At 62.0% G+C, this 14,553-nt stretch carries 14 protein-coding genes and 1 tRNA gene; 6 read left to right on the plus strand and 9 right to left on the minus strand.

The window, feature by feature from the left end:
• Positions 1–68: 68 nt before the first annotated feature.
• Entirely contained in the window at positions 69–566 is a 498-nt protein-coding gene (locus tag DTJ15_RS07670) for a DUF892 family protein (RefSeq protein ID WP_143539845.1), read from the minus strand.
• A gap of 86 nt (positions 567–652) precedes the next feature.
• Complete coding sequence (locus DTJ15_RS07675) at positions 653–1,633, minus strand: bile acid:sodium symporter family protein (RefSeq protein ID WP_043559087.1); 981 nt, start codon at positions 1,631–1,633, stop codon at positions 653–655.
• Positions 1,634–1,876: 243 nt separating this feature from the next.
• Here DTJ15_RS07675 and DTJ15_RS07680 point away from each other — a divergent pair, with 243 nt between their 5' ends.
• Positions 1,877–3,775: a glycoside hydrolase family 32 protein gene (locus tag DTJ15_RS07680; protein ID WP_249109770.1), complete on the plus strand. Its 1,899-nt coding sequence runs from the start codon at positions 1,877–1,879 to the stop codon at positions 3,773–3,775.
• Between the two features lie 57 nt (positions 3,776–3,832).
• Here DTJ15_RS07680 and DTJ15_RS07685 read toward each other — a convergent pair whose 3' ends face one another.
• The 7 genes from DTJ15_RS07685 to DTJ15_RS07715 form a co-directional block, all read right to left on the minus strand.
• A complete protein-coding gene (locus DTJ15_RS07685) occupies positions 3,833–4,693 on the minus strand; it encodes an aldo/keto reductase (protein WP_193599752.1) in 861 nt (286 codons plus the stop codon).
• Positions 4,694–4,857: 164 nt separating this feature from the next.
• A tRNA-Phe gene (locus tag DTJ15_RS07690) sits at positions 4,858–4,933 on the minus strand.
• A gap of 131 nt (positions 4,934–5,064) precedes the next feature.
• Entirely contained in the window at positions 5,065–5,262 is a 198-nt protein-coding gene (locus DTJ15_RS07695; RefSeq protein WP_043559082.1) for a DNA gyrase inhibitor YacG, read from the minus strand.
• Positions 5,259–6,317, minus strand: a complete 1,059-nt coding sequence (locus DTJ15_RS07700; RefSeq protein ID WP_081562419.1) for a ribonuclease E/G — start codon at positions 6,315–6,317, stop codon at positions 5,259–5,261. The genes DTJ15_RS07695 and DTJ15_RS07700 overlap by 4 nt, the downstream gene beginning before the upstream one ends.
• Before the next feature lie 6 nt (positions 6,318–6,323).
• Positions 6,324–6,944: a Maf family nucleotide pyrophosphatase gene (locus tag DTJ15_RS07705; RefSeq protein WP_154981062.1), complete on the minus strand. Its 621-nt coding sequence runs from the start codon at positions 6,942–6,944 to the stop codon at positions 6,324–6,326.
• 31 nt (positions 6,945–6,975) lie between these two features.
• The gene (gene infA / locus DTJ15_RS07710) at positions 6,976–7,194 is read right to left on the minus strand and encodes a translation initiation factor IF-1 (protein WP_043559458.1); all 219 of its coding nucleotides are present in this window, start codon (positions 7,192–7,194) and stop codon (positions 6,976–6,978) included.
• 116 nt (positions 7,195–7,310) lie between these two features.
• Positions 7,311–7,970 carry a DNA-3-methyladenine glycosylase gene (locus DTJ15_RS07715; protein WP_249109772.1) on the minus strand — a complete coding sequence of 220 codons (660 nt, stop codon included), beginning with the start codon at positions 7,968–7,970 and terminating at the stop codon, positions 7,311–7,313.
• Between the two features lie 172 nt (positions 7,971–8,142).
• Here DTJ15_RS07715 and DTJ15_RS07720 point away from each other — a divergent pair, with 172 nt between their 5' ends.
• The 5 genes from DTJ15_RS07720 (at position 8,143) to DTJ15_RS07740 (ending at position 14,516) form a co-directional block, all read left to right on the plus strand.
• Entirely contained in the window at positions 8,143–9,132 is a 990-nt protein-coding gene (locus tag DTJ15_RS07720; RefSeq protein ID WP_081563327.1) for an energy transducer TonB, read from the plus strand.
• Between the two features lie 119 nt (positions 9,133–9,251).
• Positions 9,252–10,271, plus strand: coding sequence for a hypothetical protein (locus DTJ15_RS07725; protein WP_193599751.1), 1,020 nt, complete (start codon positions 9,252–9,254; stop codon positions 10,269–10,271).
• 225 nt (positions 10,272–10,496) lie between these two features.
• Positions 10,497–12,734 (plus strand): DnaJ domain-containing protein, encoded by a 2,238-nt coding sequence (locus DTJ15_RS07730; protein ID WP_249109774.1) that lies wholly within the window; start codon positions 10,497–10,499, stop codon positions 12,732–12,734.
• A 160-nt stretch (positions 12,735–12,894) separates the two neighbouring features.
• Complete coding sequence (locus tag DTJ15_RS07735) at positions 12,895–13,830, plus strand: ribose-phosphate pyrophosphokinase (RefSeq protein ID WP_043559073.1); 936 nt, start codon at positions 12,895–12,897, stop codon at positions 13,828–13,830.
• An 89-nt stretch (positions 13,831–13,919) separates the two neighbouring features.
• The gene (locus tag DTJ15_RS07740) at positions 13,920–14,516 is read left to right on the plus strand and encodes a histidine phosphatase family protein (RefSeq protein ID WP_043559071.1); all 597 of its coding nucleotides are present in this window, start codon (positions 13,920–13,922) and stop codon (positions 14,514–14,516) included.
• Positions 14,517–14,553: the final 37 nt, after the last annotated feature.

Raw genomic sequence — 14,553 nt, forward strand, 5'->3', positions numbered from 1 at the left:
CAGGCAGATCGTCTGATGAAAAGGAAGGGGCTGCACGCCGGGTCGTGCAGCCCCTTTTCTGTTGAGCCTCAGTCTTCGTCCGTCAGCAAAGCAGGCAGGACTTCCTTGAGGCTGCGGGACGCATTCCGGCTGTTCTGGCGCAGCTCCGTGAGGATGGCGGCATCCTCTGTCAGGGAGAGTTTTTCTGCCAGCAGCAGGAGCAGGGCAAGGGAGGTACGCAGCCGGGCGATGCAGCCCGCAATGTCCAGCATCACGCCCAGAAGATGGACGGGAACATCCCCCGAGGGAAAGCAGGTCACCACCGTGTCCAGCAGGCCAGAGAGCGTGTCGGAGTCGTTGCGGGGTTTTTCCCCATGCGTGCGGAGGAGGTGGGCGACCTGCCGCTCCTGCTCCCGATTCTGGTCCAGGATGGTGGTGATCCAGTGCTGGAGAGGGGGTGGAGCGGCCGGGCGGCTGAGTAGCTCCAGCAGGCTCTCCCGCAACGTGCCCGTCAGGACCAGATGGGCATGGAGGCGGTCACGGTAAGTACGGCGTATGGAGGGCTGTTCGGCAGGATGACGTGGCACGTCTGTCTCCATGACGAAAAGGGGAAGGGAACCTTCATGGGTGCCCTGTCCTTCGGCGGAAGGCAAGCCCGTTCCAGTGGAGCTGGTCAGGTTTCGTGCGGCTGCTGGGGGCGTTGCGCATAATGGCGGGCAATGACGGTGCAGACAAAGAGCTGGAGCTGGTGGAAGATCATCAGCGGCAGGACGATGATTCCGGCCGAACCGGGAAAGATGACGCTGGCCATGGTCACGCCGGATGTCAGCGCCTTCTTGGAGCCGCAGAACTGTAACGTGATGTCATCCTCGATGCTCTGGCCCATCATCCGGCCCAGCAGATAGGTGAGCCCGAGGGCCAGGGCGAGCAGCAGGGCATCCGCCACCCCGACACCGGCCAGCAGGATGAGCGGAATGCGATGCCACAGCCCCTGAAGCACCGCTGCACTGAAGGCGGAATAGACCAGCACGATGATTGAGCCACGGTCACTGCATGAGATGAGAAACTTGTGGCGGTGGACAACCGGCCCCAGCCAGCGTTGCACGCACTGGCCCAGAATGAAGGGCAGGAGCAGTTCTTCTGCCACGTTCAGGATGGTCTGAAGACCGGACCCGCCACTGCTGCCGTGATCAAAGAAAAGGCCACAGAGCAGGGGGGTGATGAGGATGCCCAGAATGTTCGAGACCGTGGCCGCACAGATGGCGGCCGGGACGTTGCCCCGGGCCATGGAGGTCAGGGCAATGGAGGACTGTATGGTGGAGGGCAGGCAGCAGAGGAACAGCATCCCGGCCCAGAGGTCCGGCCCCAGAAAACCGGTGGAGGACAGCCGGTAGGCAAGCCAGTACATGCCTGCCCCGAGCAGGGGGAACACGGCAAAGGTGATGAGCAGCGTGCAGCCCTGCAACCGCCAGTTTTTCACGCTGTCGAGCAATGCACGGCGTTTCAGCTTGGCCCCCTGGAAGAAGAACATCAGCATGATGAGCAGTGATGTCAGGCGGGAGAGCCAGGGCTGCCACACAACAGGGCAGGGCAGGAAGGAGGCCAGCAGAACAGCGCCGATCAGGCACATCAGGAAAGGATCAAGGCGTTTCATTGGGCGGTGTCCCTGCAAGGCTGTGGCATCATGGTGGCGAAAGCGTGCCCTGTATGGGGCTGCTGGTACAGGGGGACGGTAAAACAGAAGGTCCGGGCTGCCAATGCGTGGCACCAGGGAAAGATGTCCGTTCCGTGTCACGGTCAAGGAATGGCTTGCCAGAGAGGGCTGGAAAGAGGCATTTTCCCGGCAGGCCTTCGGACAGGGCCATCTCCATCAGATCGTAGAGAGGGGGGTCAGAGGATGACCGTCAATCGACGTATGGTTCTGGGATCATTTCTGGCGGCAGGTGCCCTTCTGGGCAATGGCAGAGCCCGTGCAGCCGTTGGGGGTGGAGGCAGCGCCGCACCGGCACAGCCCAACAATGCCCATGCCGAGCCGGGCAATGCGGCGGCGGCGGCTCCGCAGCCCGTGCATGAGACACTGGCCGACAAGCAGTACCGCCCCCGCATCCATTTTTCACCCTCCACCGGGTTCATGAATGATCCGAACGGGCTGATCTTTGATGGACGCTATTACCATCTCTATTACCAGTACAATCCGTTTGGGCCTTATGCAGGCCATGTGCACTGGGGCCATGCCGTCAGCACGGACCTCTATACATGGCAGGATCTGCCGATTGCGATTCGGGAGACGGAAGCCGGAGAGGCCTACAGCGGCTGTGCCGTGCTGGACAGGGACAACCGTTCTGGTCTGTTTCCGCCCCGCACGCAGGACAAGCCTCAGCCGGGGTCGGTCGAGACAGCTGCCCAGAAGGCCGCCCAGCTTTTTCCGTCACTGCCGGAGGATGAGCAGGCACGGCGCCTTGTGGACAGGCAGTCGCACGATCTTCTGAAAGGGTCGAATTCCTCCCCCAGCCTGTTGAAGGAGCTGGGGGATGATCCTGTCTCCCGCGAGCAGTCACCCGTCCCCATGTCTCCGGCCCTGCCGCCAATGGCGGGCGGCCTGGTCGCCATCTATACACGGGCAACGCCGCAGCGGCAGACGCAGTATATCGCCTGGAGCCCTGACGGAGGGCAGACGCTGAAGGATTATGAAGGGAACCCGGTGCTGGATATCGGGCACAATTCCTTCCGTGACCCCAAGGTGTTCTGGCATGCTCCGACTGAAAAATGGGTCATGGTCGTGGTGCGCTCCCGGGAGCACAAGGTGTCCTTTTATGGGTCATTCGACCTGAAACACTGGATGCATCTGAGTGATTTTGGCCCATCTGGCATTACTGGCGTGGATTATGAATGTCCGGGGCTGGCCGAGGTAGAGGTGGAAGGCGAGATGCCCGGTGAAAAACGCTGGGTCCTGTTCGTGTCCATCAATCCCGGTGGACCGCAGGGGGGCAGCATCACGCAGTATTTTGTCGGCCAGTTCGATGGTGAGCGCTTCACGCCGGATGATACGATCGTGGATCTGACAGATTTCGGCAAGGACAGCTACGCCCTCCAGACTTACGAGAACATGCCGGGCAATCAGACGGTCTATGTCGCCTGGCTGGACAACTGGCAATATTGTGAGGAGCTGCCCAACAAAAGCTGGCGTGGCGTCATGACCATTCCTCGCAAGGTTGTGCTGCGGCGTGACACGTCAGGCTGGCTGCGTATCGCCCAGACTCCTTATGCTCTGGAGGCCCTGCGGCGTCCTGCCATCCCATTCACCCTGTCCCGTCTGGAGCCCCAGAGCAGTCGGCAGGTGTCTCTGCCTACCGGCGAGGCCGTGGAGCTGCTGCTGGATGTCTCTCTGGAAGACCGGGGCAGTACCCTGCCAGATGGAGACCATGGGCGTGCCGGACGTTTTGTCGTGGCCTTCTCCAACCATCAGGGAGAGAGCCTGAGCATCGGTTTTGATGGTTTCTCCTGCCAGCTCTGGCTGGACAGGAGCAACCTGCATGGCTTTACCCATCCCTTCTTCACGGGCACCTTCTCTTCTGCCCTTGTCCCGGGCAGCCGCCGTTTCAACCTGCGGATCGTGCTGGATGCCTGTACGCTGGAGGTCTTCGCCAATGAGGGCATGTCCGTCGGCACGGCCCTGATCTATCCGGCCAACCCTCTGGAGACGCTGAGTTTCCAGGTCACCAATGCGGCAGCTGTCATTCATCAGATGGCTCTGTATCCCCTGCGGCAGACGATGGACCGCATGGAACAGGGGTAACGACCCTTTGTTCTGGCGCCCCTCTCTGCCCCGAAGGTGGGAGGGGCGCCGTTTCTGTCAGATGACAGCCAGCGTTTCCTTGCCATCAGGTGGCGGGAAGGCCGCATCAAGGGCTGCCAGATCGTCATGGGAGAGCCGGATTTCCTGAGCGGCGATGTTGAGGGCCTGATGATGGGGCGTGCCGGCTTTGGGAATGGCGATCATGTTCCTGCGACGCAGCACCCATGCCAGGGCAATCTGCGCCGGTGTGGCGCGGCCGAGGCTGGTTTCATGCTGGTGGGCAATGGCCCGCAGGGCAGGGTGATGCAGCAGCTCGCCCCCTTGGCCGATCGGGCAATAGGCCATGCTGGTGATGTGCGCCTGTTCGTCCCGTGGCAGCAGGTCATACTCCGTGCCACGATATTCCAGGCTGTAGAGAATCTGGTTGACGAGAGGATAGGCTCCCAGCTCAGCCAGATCGTTCATGTCGGCCGTATCGAAATTGGAAACCCCCCAGTCCCGGATCAGCCCCCGTTCCTTCAGTGTTTCAAAGGCGTAGAGTGTTTCAGTGAAGGGAGTGGAACCGGGCCAGTGCAGGAGATAAAGGTCCAGATGGTCCGTGTTGAGATGTCTCAGCGAGCGTTCGCAGGCTTCTATCGTTCCTCTGGAGGTGGCATTGCCCGGCAGGACCTTGCTGATGAGAAATGCCTGATCCCTTCGCCCCCGCAGGGCTTCGCCGACCACCTCTTCTGAGCGGCCATGGCCGTACATTTCTGCCGTATCGATGATTCTGAGGCCAGAATCCAGCCCGCTCTGCAGGCTGTGGACTTCGTGGGCCCGCTGGGCTGCATCATCGCCCATACGCCATGTGCCCATGCCGAGCGCTGGAAGCGTGATGCCGTTTCTGAGTGTGACAGTAGGATAGGGAGTCGTGGTCATATGATATCCTTCCCTTGGGCACGGACGAGCGGACTCGCCCCCGTGTGCACAGGGTAAGCCTGTGCCGGACGGAGGAAAAGGCATTTCGCACGGAGGTTCTGCCACGCCATGGGAGAAGAGGCGCTTTGTGGCGGACGTCAGCCAGTTTTTCAGGGAAATAAAAATGGTGCCCAAGGGCGGGATCGAACCACCGACACTGCGATTTTCAGTCGCATGCTCTACCAACTGAGCTACTTGGGCACCGGGCCATGGCAGCAGGGCCACCCGGCTATGGAGAGGGGTTTACCCTATGCAGGGCGGGTTATCAACCCTCTTTGCAGAAGAAAATGCACGGATCAGCGGGCTGATTCAGCGGGTTATGGCCCCCGGGATCAGGGCCTGTGGCGGGAGGTTTCCTCCGCCAGCCGTGCGGCCTCGGCCTCCAGTTCTTCCGGGTCGTTGTCCTGCCGCAGGGACGGCACACGGTAATCCCCCTTGAACCAACGGCCAAGGTCCACATCAGCGCAGTGCTGGGAGCAGAACGGGCGGAAGGCGGGCATGGTGGGTTTCTGGCAGATCGGGCAGCTCATGAGAGACTCCAGCAGGATGATGGAGACACGGGATGACTGAGGAGGGTAAGGCGATGGCCTGTGAGATGGAAGAGGTCTTCCAGCGCCCCGGAATCGGCTTCAAGTGCCTGGATGATGGCTGGTGGTGCGTGGAGCCGGTCGCCCTTCAGCCCCTCACTGGCGATGCGCTGGAGGATGGCCAGCCCTTGCCCGTGGGGTGAGGCGTACAGCTCATGCAGCGGGGCCCGATGGCGGGGGCGGGTCATTTCCAGAAGGCCGCCGGGCGTGATGCCGGTGATGCGGGGCTGGAGCGGGTCCTGCTCCCTGTCCGCTGCCTTGCGGAGGAACGGGACAAGGGCGGGCCGTTTGCTGCTGCGGACACCTGCCGGGTCGATCAGGATGGTACCGGAGAGATTGCGCAGCCGGATTTCCCGCAGGAGTGGGCCGAAACAGGCCAGATTGGCGGCAAAGTCCGGGGTCTGATGGGCGTCCAGATCAATGGCGGTGAGGGCATGGGTGGGCGTGATATGGGCTGTCAGCGGTCCGACCTGGGCATCCGGGCTGGTCAGGGCGGCCCAATCGGCCTCCAGAACCTCATCAAAGCTGCGGCTCACCCGGTGCAGGCGGGCATGAAGACGGGGCGGCAACCGGGCCGCCAGGGCGGCACTGTCGGTCAGGATGGGGCAGTCTGATGGGGCCAGCCCCAGAATCTCATCCAGTGGCGTGGGACCGGATGTGAGACGGCGGGGGGCGGTTCCGGCCTCCATGTCCTCCGGCCATGGGAGGGCACGCAGGCGCAGGCCCTTGCCATTCTGTGCCGAACGGGTCACCTGGGCACGGACGAGACTGCCTTCGGGAGGGAGTTTGCGCCCTTTCATGAAGCCCGTACAGGCTGGACTGGCCAGCTCGACGAAAGCCCCCCCCAGGGCTGGCGCATGGGCGGTGATGCGGACGATATGGACATCCCCCCAGCCATCCGGCGCACCGGGCCGCCAGAGGGCAGCATCCAGCAGCGCATCGTCCTTCAGCAGGGCGATGCGGATTTCTCCGGGCGCACTGGCAAGACGGATTTCCATGCCGTGTCAGCGCAGCCAGTGCTGTCCGGCGGGCAGGGGCTGACCCCGGAGCAGCTGGGCGGTCTCGAACAGGGGCAGGCCGATCACGCCGGAGGGGCTTCCCCCGACCTGTCGGATGAAGGCGGCCGCCTGCCCCTGAAGGCCATAGCCACCAGCCTTGCCGTGCCAGTCTCCCCCTTCGATGAGGGCGTCAATCTGCCGGGGTGTCAGGCGATTGAAGATGACGTGGCTTTCCACCACACGCTCGCAGTAGCGGCCTTCGGCCCAGTCTGCTGTCGGCTGGCAGACCACGGCGGTGAAAACCTTGTGGCGGCGGCCGGAGAGAAGGGTGAGGCAGCGGCGGGCTGTCTCGGCATCTTCTGCTTTGGGCAGGATGCGCCGCCCGGCCGCCACGACCGTGTCCGCCCCGATGATGAGGGCGGGGCCATCATGGCGGGCGGCGACGTGGGCCGCCTTGGCCCGGGCCAGCCGCAGCGCATGGGGACGGGGAAGTTCGTCCTTCTGCGGTGTTTCATCCAGGTCTGCCGGGCAGACAGCATCCGGCTCCACCCCGATCTGGCGGAGCAGGGCGATGCGGCGGGGCGAGGCAGAGGCCAGGATGAGAGCGGGCCGGGAGGAATCAGCCATGAGGGAAGAGATGGTCCTGTCTTCCGCTGTCTTACTTGAAGCGGAAGGTGATGCGACCCTTGCTGAGGTCGTAAGGGGTCATCTCGACATTGACCCGGTCACCGGCCAGCACGCGGATGCGATTCTTGCGCATCTTGCCGCTCGTATGGGCGAGAATGGTGTGCTCATTGTCCAGCGTGACGCGGAACATGGCATTGGGCAGAAGCTCAGTCACCGTGCCGGTAAATTCGATCAGGTCTTCTTTAGGCATGAATATCCCTTGCAGGAAGTGGGTAGAAACTGTGTGGGCCACGGGCCAGCTCTGGAGAGGCCTAGCCTGCAGCCCCGTCATGACGGCGCATTATGTGCGGGCACGGAGGTGGGACGTCAAGGTTTTTTGCTGGGTGGAGCGGGATCAGGCAGGCGGGCTTTGGCCTGCCAGCAGTACCATGCCAGTGTGGAGCGATGGGGACTGAAGCCCATCGTGGCGTCCCGCAGCTGGCGGGGTGTGGGGCGGACAGGCAGTTTTTTCAGCCTCTTCCATCCTTCCTGAACGCCAAGATCGCCCGCTGGCAGGACATCCGGCCTGTTGAGATGGAAGATGAGCAGCATTTCGACTGTCCATTGTCCCACGCCACGCAGGGCTGTCAGCTGTTTTATCAGTGTGGCGTCATCCAGCTGGCGGGCTTCAGCGAGGCTGGGTACCAGCCCGTCCAGCCGCCCCCGGGCGATGGCCCGCAGGCTGGCGGCCTTGGTGGCGGAAAGGCCGCAGCGGCGCAGGGTGGCATCATCAAGGGCCAGAAGTTCCTGTGGTGCAGGGGGCGGCCCGTTTTCGTCATGGTCGGCCCCAAGGGCGCAGAGACGCCTGAAGATGGTCCTGGCCGCAGCATTGTGGAGCTGCTGGCCCGTCACAGCCTTGATGAGTGAGGCATAGGGATCGATTGTCTGCGGGTCTGGCGCAGCCTGTTCGTGCAGGCGGCAGGGGCCGACGGTGGCGATGAAGGCTGCCAGATCGGCATCCCGGGCAAGGCAGGCAAGTGGATGCATGGAACGGACTTTCTTCATGGGGCTGATGGTGGTGGAAGGGGGTTACACAAAAGTAGCGGTGGGGCACTTTTCCGGTGATGACAATATGGCCCTTTTTGAGGCACAAGGGAGGGGTCATGATCCTTATCAGTCTGCGCCCCTCTTTTTGCCAGCGGGTTTTCCGCCCGTGACGATGCAGGACGCCCCTTTGCAGAGGCGCCGGGAGCGGCTGGGAGATCATGCCGAACCCGTGGCCGGGTTGCGGACTGAAGCGCGCACCCCCATGCGGCGGACGCAGGTTCTGGTCGATCCACCACTGTTCGGGCCGCTGTTTCTGGCGGCCAGTGTCCATGGCATTGCCCTCTGGCTGATGATGCAGACCAGCGCTGCCGTGCATGGTACGCCAAATGGTGCACAGCAGCCGCAGGTGGAGATGGTGTTTGATGCCCCTCCGGCAAAGCACAGCATGAAGGGGGAGCCGACACATGAGGTTGGTGGTGCGGCCAGCGCTCCGGCGCCGACCACGCCGGAGGAGGCAACCCCAGCCCCGATGGAGCCGACGCCTCACACGCCGTCTTCCCCGCCGACGGCCCCCTCACCTACCGGGGAGCTGACCCGTGCGGAGATGTCGGAAAAGCCGCTCTCCAGGGCTGCTCCCCGTCGCCCCCGCCGGAGCCGGGCAACCCCGACGCATCAGCGTATGACCCGGCAGAGCGAGACAAACCCTTTCGCTCACCCGATGGATCTGTCCTTTGATGGTGAGCCAGCCTTGCATCCTCACAAGCGGGGACGCCATGGGGGGACACGGGGGCCGGTCGATTTCTCTCTCGGGCCGCTCAGCCTGAATGGGCAGATCAATGCGCCGTACAAGACGAGCAGCAGCGTCCGGGGTGTCAGCTCCGATTACGGGAGCGAGATTGACCGTTGGGTGCGGAACCACATGTTCTACCCCGATGAGGCTGTGCAGAACGGGGAGGAGGGGCCATCCTCCGTCCATGTAGTGATTGACAGGAGCGGGAAGGTCATCCGTGTGCGGCTGACGGATTCATCAAACTCTTATGCGCTGGATGCCGCCACGACAGGCATGTTCCAGGGGGCGCAGCTCCCTCCCGTTCCGCCGGACATGCAGGGTGACCATTTTGATCTGGATGTGACGATCCATTACATGCTGATCCGCCATTAGGGGCTCTGGCCAGCGCTCCCCCTGTGGTCAGGAGAGGGAAAGGGCGTTAAGTTGCGGGGCCTGCCGGTCGGGTCCGGTCGGCTCTTGTCCAGAAATATTGCAGGGAAAGTGGGCTGTTCATGCGCTTCTGTCGTAAGCTGCTGCTATCAGGGCTGTGTGTGCCTCTTCTCGGACTGGGGGGGTGCCTGCAGGTGTACAAGCCATTTGCCCATAATCCGGGCAATCAGGCCCAGCATCTTGTCAGGGACAACATTCCGCCTGCCCGGCTGGCTGTGCCTGTTCCCGTGCCAGAGAAAGCGCCATGGCGGGCGCCTACGGCCATGTGGGCACGGGATGTCGTGATCGCCCTGGTGGGGCAATCCATTCCTGCCGTGGCGAAGGTGCCGGAGCCGGGGGACTGGTGGGTCAGGCTGGGGGCCGTCCGGGCGGAGAATGGGGGTATCCGCCCCCGCTATGCGATTGTCGGGCCGGATGGCAAGGTGAAGGCCCGTGGCTTTGGTGCCGTGATTGATGAGGAAGGCTGGCGCAGCGCCGATCCGGCGGCCCTGAACACGGTGGCCCTCCAGATGGCCCCGGAAATCGCCCGTGAGCTGACAGAGATACAGACCCGCATGATGATGGATGACCCGCAGAGTCTCATGCACCGTTCGGCCCGCATCTGTTTCGAGGGGGTACAGGGCGCCCCGGGTGATGGCAACAAGTCTCTGGCCGAGGCGTTCTACATGATGCTGCCGGACAGCCACAACAGTGTGCAGACCACACGCACTGGGGCGGATTACATCGTGAAGACCGTGGTCAGCATCAAGCCTTCACCGGATGCTCCTCCGCCGGGAGAGGGGCCGAAACAGCAGGTTACCATCGTCTGGCACGTGACAACCCCACAGGGCGTGGAGGCCGGGGCGGCCACTCAGGTTCATGATGTTCCCGCACATTCTCTGGATGGCCCATGGGCTGATGTGGCCGGTGCTGCGGCGCAGGAGGCTGCCGAAGCGGTGAAGACCATCGTTACCAACTATTCAGGCCGGTCTCGCAAGGCGGCGACGGCTCCGTCCGATATTGGCGGGGATGCGTCCCGTGAGAAGGATGGCATGAAAAAATTCGTTGCAGGGCCGGAGCCGGAGGGCAGTGCCCCCAGATGATGGCAGCCCAGCCTTTCTGGGAACAGACGGAACGGGGACATTTCCTGCTACAGGGAGTGTCCCCGTTTCTCTGAAATCCCGCACAGGATAGACGTTTCCTCGAATGGACAGGGTGTATCAACCAACTTATACAGGTTGCAGATTGATATTTGCTGGCCTGTCATGCGTTCCATTTTTCTGAAATGTCTACTGGTTTCATGGGTCGTTGTGCATTGTCAGCCTGTATTGGCCGACGTTTATCATCCTGACTTTGACTGTAGCCGGATGGACAGGAACGAACCGGGGCAGGTTCTTCTCTGTTCGGATTCTGATTCAGCCAGAAGTGAACTGGTTCTGGATCAGGCCTATTATGCCCTGCGCCATCAGAGTGCGGCCTACAGTCTTCCCCAGCTGAAGGCGGAGCTGATCCATGATCTTGCACCGTTGCAGGCGTGTTTTTCACCGGCGGGTGTGCAGGGAGAGAGCCAGGCCCAATGCTACCAGCGGGTTGTGGCGCAGGTTGCGGACAGATACCGCTCCCGCCTGACAGGTCGTGCGCATGAGGAAGCGATCCGTCCGATTGATGCCCATATTGCCCTGCAAAGAAAACTGCAGGCGCTCGGCTTTCTGCCGGCTGCCGTCGTGCCGGATGGCGTATATGGCGAGGCGACCCGGCGGGCCATCCTGCGCTGGCAGGAGCAGGCCGGGCAGCCCAGCCGGGACGGATTTCTGGGAGATGATGATGCCAGGGTGCTGATGCCGGACCTGGCTGTTGCTCCGGCCCCATCTGAGGCTTCTCCGTCCCCACCTGAACGTGCTGCACCCCGTCAGGCAGAGGCAGGCACAGTCGGCGGGGATGGACCGGTTGCGTCCGTCCTGCGGCAGAGTGGAACAGCCGGTGCGGCCGGGCCTCAGCCATCCCCGCCGTCTCCAGACAGTACGGCTCCCCAGCAGGAGGCTGCATCTCCCCAGACAGAGGATCATGAAACGGCAGGGGGACTTTTTTCCCTGCTGTCCGTGCCGTTCTGGTTGCTGGGGGCTGTCATTCATATGTGCGGGGCCGTTCTGGCGGGCGTCTGGCACGTGTTGATCTTCATCCTTCTTTTGCCCGTAAGGCTCGTCCGGTTGATCTGGAGCTTCATCACCTGGCTGTTCAGCTGGAAGGGGCTGCTTCTTTTGATTGTCGGTCTGATTGTGAATGGCCTCCGCTCTGCAGAAAAGAAGGATGATTCCGCCCAGTCGTCAGAGTTTCCGTCCAGGGAGGAAGAGGAGGCCTATCAGCAGTCCGGACTGTTGTGGAGCAGCTTTTATGAGGGGACAGGGGTTCGCCCTATAAAGGATCTCATCGAACTTCTTCTGGAGAAGCGCAGGGATGACGCTTTCGATTTTCTGAAGGCTCTGCTGGAAAGGGAGGCAGGGTCTTTGCCTGCCACCCTGCGGGCCCTGTTCTTTCAGGCCCGGCAGGAAAAGAGCTGGAAAGGCTTCCAGCGTTTTTCCATAGAGGTTCTGGCGTTTCTGCGGGAGCATTTTCAGGCAGGCAGTGAAGAGGCGGCGCAGGAGCAGCAGGAGCGGGAACAGGCCTATCGCCGGGCCAGACAGTCCGGCTCCGCCCCACCGGAGGATGAGCCCTGGCATATCGTGCTGGAGGTTTCTGCAACGGCCTCTGCCGAGGAGATCACGGCCTCATACAGGCGGTTGATGAAGCAGCATCACCCGGACCGCTTTGCGCAGGAGGGAGGTGCTGCCTACGAGGCAGCCGTGGTAAAAAGCAAGAAGATCACCGAAGCCTACCGCTATGCCAAAACACTGAAACAGTTCTCGGAAAAGACAGGCCGGACGTCCCGGCAGAAACCGGAGCCTGAGACGGATCCGCCACCTTCTGGCTTCGCCTCCAGCAGGGAGCAGGAAGCGTATCAGGCGGTCGGGATGATGTGGGCTGGCTGGATCAGTGAGCTGGCTCTTGCTGATGGTCAGCTTCTGCTGGACCATCTCGTGGCCCGGCGCCTGCGGGAGGCGTTCCGGTTTCTGTCTGCGCTGGTGCAGCCGATGGGTGGCGAGACCGCCCGGAACGTGCTGGAGGAGCTGGAGGCTGGCCGTTCATGGCAGGATTTCCGGCGTTGTTCGGTGCATGTGCACGGTCTGCTGCTTCAGGTGAACAGGGCAGAGACGGCCAGAAAGCGGCGGCGGCAGGAACAGCAGAGAGCCTGGGAGAGGGAAGAGGCAGAGCGGCGGCGTGAACAAGCCCGGCGGGACTGGCAGCGGGCCAGAAATGCGCCCCCCGCGGACAGGGCCTGGCATGTTGTGCTGGAGGTCTCCGAGGGGGCTTCCAATGAGGAGATCACCAGTGCCTACAGGCGGCTTGTCAAGCAGCACCATCCAGACCGTTTTGCCCATGTTGGCGGGGACGTCTATCAGGAGGCCGTTCGCCGGACGGCGGAAATCACACAGGCCTATCGTTATGTGCGGCAGTACCGGCGGTTCTGACCTGTGGGCGTGGACGGGAGAGCATACGGCATTTCATGGTAAACAGGTGGTAAATTAATCGTTCCGAAATAGGTCTGCTGGAAAATCATGACATTGATCGGGCGGGCTGATAGAAGGAGCTGAACCGCATCTTACCGTCCTTCTATGAAAAGTACCCGTCATGAAGATCGTTGCCTGCAACAGTAACCTGCCTCTGGCCCAGGCTGTGGCTGATGAGCTTGAAATCCCTTTGTGCAAGACATCCATTCGCCGCTTTGCGGATGGTGAGGTGTTTGTCGAGATTCAGGAAAACGTGCGTGGGGAGGACATGTTTGTCCTTCAGAGCACCTGCATGCCGACCAATGATCATCTGATGGAACTTCTTGTCGTGCTGGATGCCCTGCGGCGCGGCTCTGCACGCCGTGTCACGGCGGTGATGCCTTATTTTGGCTATGCCCGGCAGGACCGCAAGTCCGGTCCCCGCACGCCCATCAGTGCCAAGCTTGTCGCCAATCTGCTGACAGAAGCGGGTGCCAACCGCATCCTGACGATGGACCTGCATGCCATGCAGATTCAGGGTTTTTTCGATATTCCCACGGACAACCTCTACGCAGCACCGCTCTTTGTGCGGGACCTGATTTCCCGTCACCCGGACCCGGGAAAACTGATGATCGTTTCGCCGGATGTGGGTGGGGTGGTGCGGGCCCGTCAGCTGGCCCGCAGGCTGAATGTGGACCTGGCCATCATCGACAAGCGTCGTGAGCGCGCTGGTGTGTCTGAAGTGATGAATGTGATTGGCGATGTGTCCGGCCGTTTCTGCGTACTGGTGGATGACATCATTGATAGCGGCGGGTCTCTCTGTAATGCTGCTGAAGCCCTGATGAAGCACGGTGCTGCCGGGGTGGAGGCCTATGTGACGCATGGTGTGCTGACAGGCAATGCCTGCAAGCGGGTGCAGAGCAGCCCGCTTTCCATGCTGACCCTGACAGACAGCATCCCTGCGACGGATGAGCTGAAGGCAACGTCCAACATCCGGCAGATTCCTACGGCCAATCTGCTGGGCCGTGCCATCCGGGCCGTGGCGGATGAAAGCTCGGTCTCCACTCTTTTTGACTGAGATCTTTTTGATTGAGAGGTGCTTTGCGTGGCCAGGGGCATGAGACAGGTCCCGCCACGCTCTGACGGGATTTTGGGGAGGGTCAGGAAATGACACAGCTTCGGGCAGAACCGTACTGGTTTCTCCGTCATGGTGAAACGGACTGGAATGCACGCCATCTCTCCCAGGGGCGGACGGATATTCCCCTGAATGAGACCGGCCTGACACAGGCCCGCCTGGCAGGCCGCCAGCTGGCAGACCTGTTCGAGGCGGGGATGCGGCCCTTCACGCATATCGTAAGCTCTCCGCTCAAGCGGGCTTTCGTCACAGCCGAGCATGTGCGGGATGCGATCCGGGATCGGACGGGCCTTGATCTGCCGCTGATAAAGGATGCAGACCTTCAGGAGGTCAGCTTTGGTGTGCAGGAAGGCCAGCCGATGGGAGACTGGTATAATACATGGATCAATGGCACGTTTGTCCCGGAAAAGGGTGAGGATTTCCTCACGCTGAAGACCCGTGGTGTCCAGGCGCTCAACAGGGCTCAGGAGGCTGGAGAGGGAGCCCCCCTGATCGTGGCGCATGGGGCATTGTTCCGTGGGCTGCGAGCAGCCATGGGGCTGGAGATCAATGTCCGTCTGCCCAATGCCGTGCCACTGAAGGCCACGCCGGAGGAAGAAGGCTGGGTGCTGAAACTGCTTTCGGCCTGAGATTTCCCCCGCTGAAGAAAAGGCCGCTTCCGTCTCT

The sequence above is a fragment of the Parasaccharibacter sp. TMW 2.1891 genome, assembly GCF_023337675.1.
In the GTDB taxonomy this organism is placed as follows: Bacteria; Pseudomonadota; Alphaproteobacteria; order Acetobacterales; family Acetobacteraceae; genus Bombella; species Bombella apis.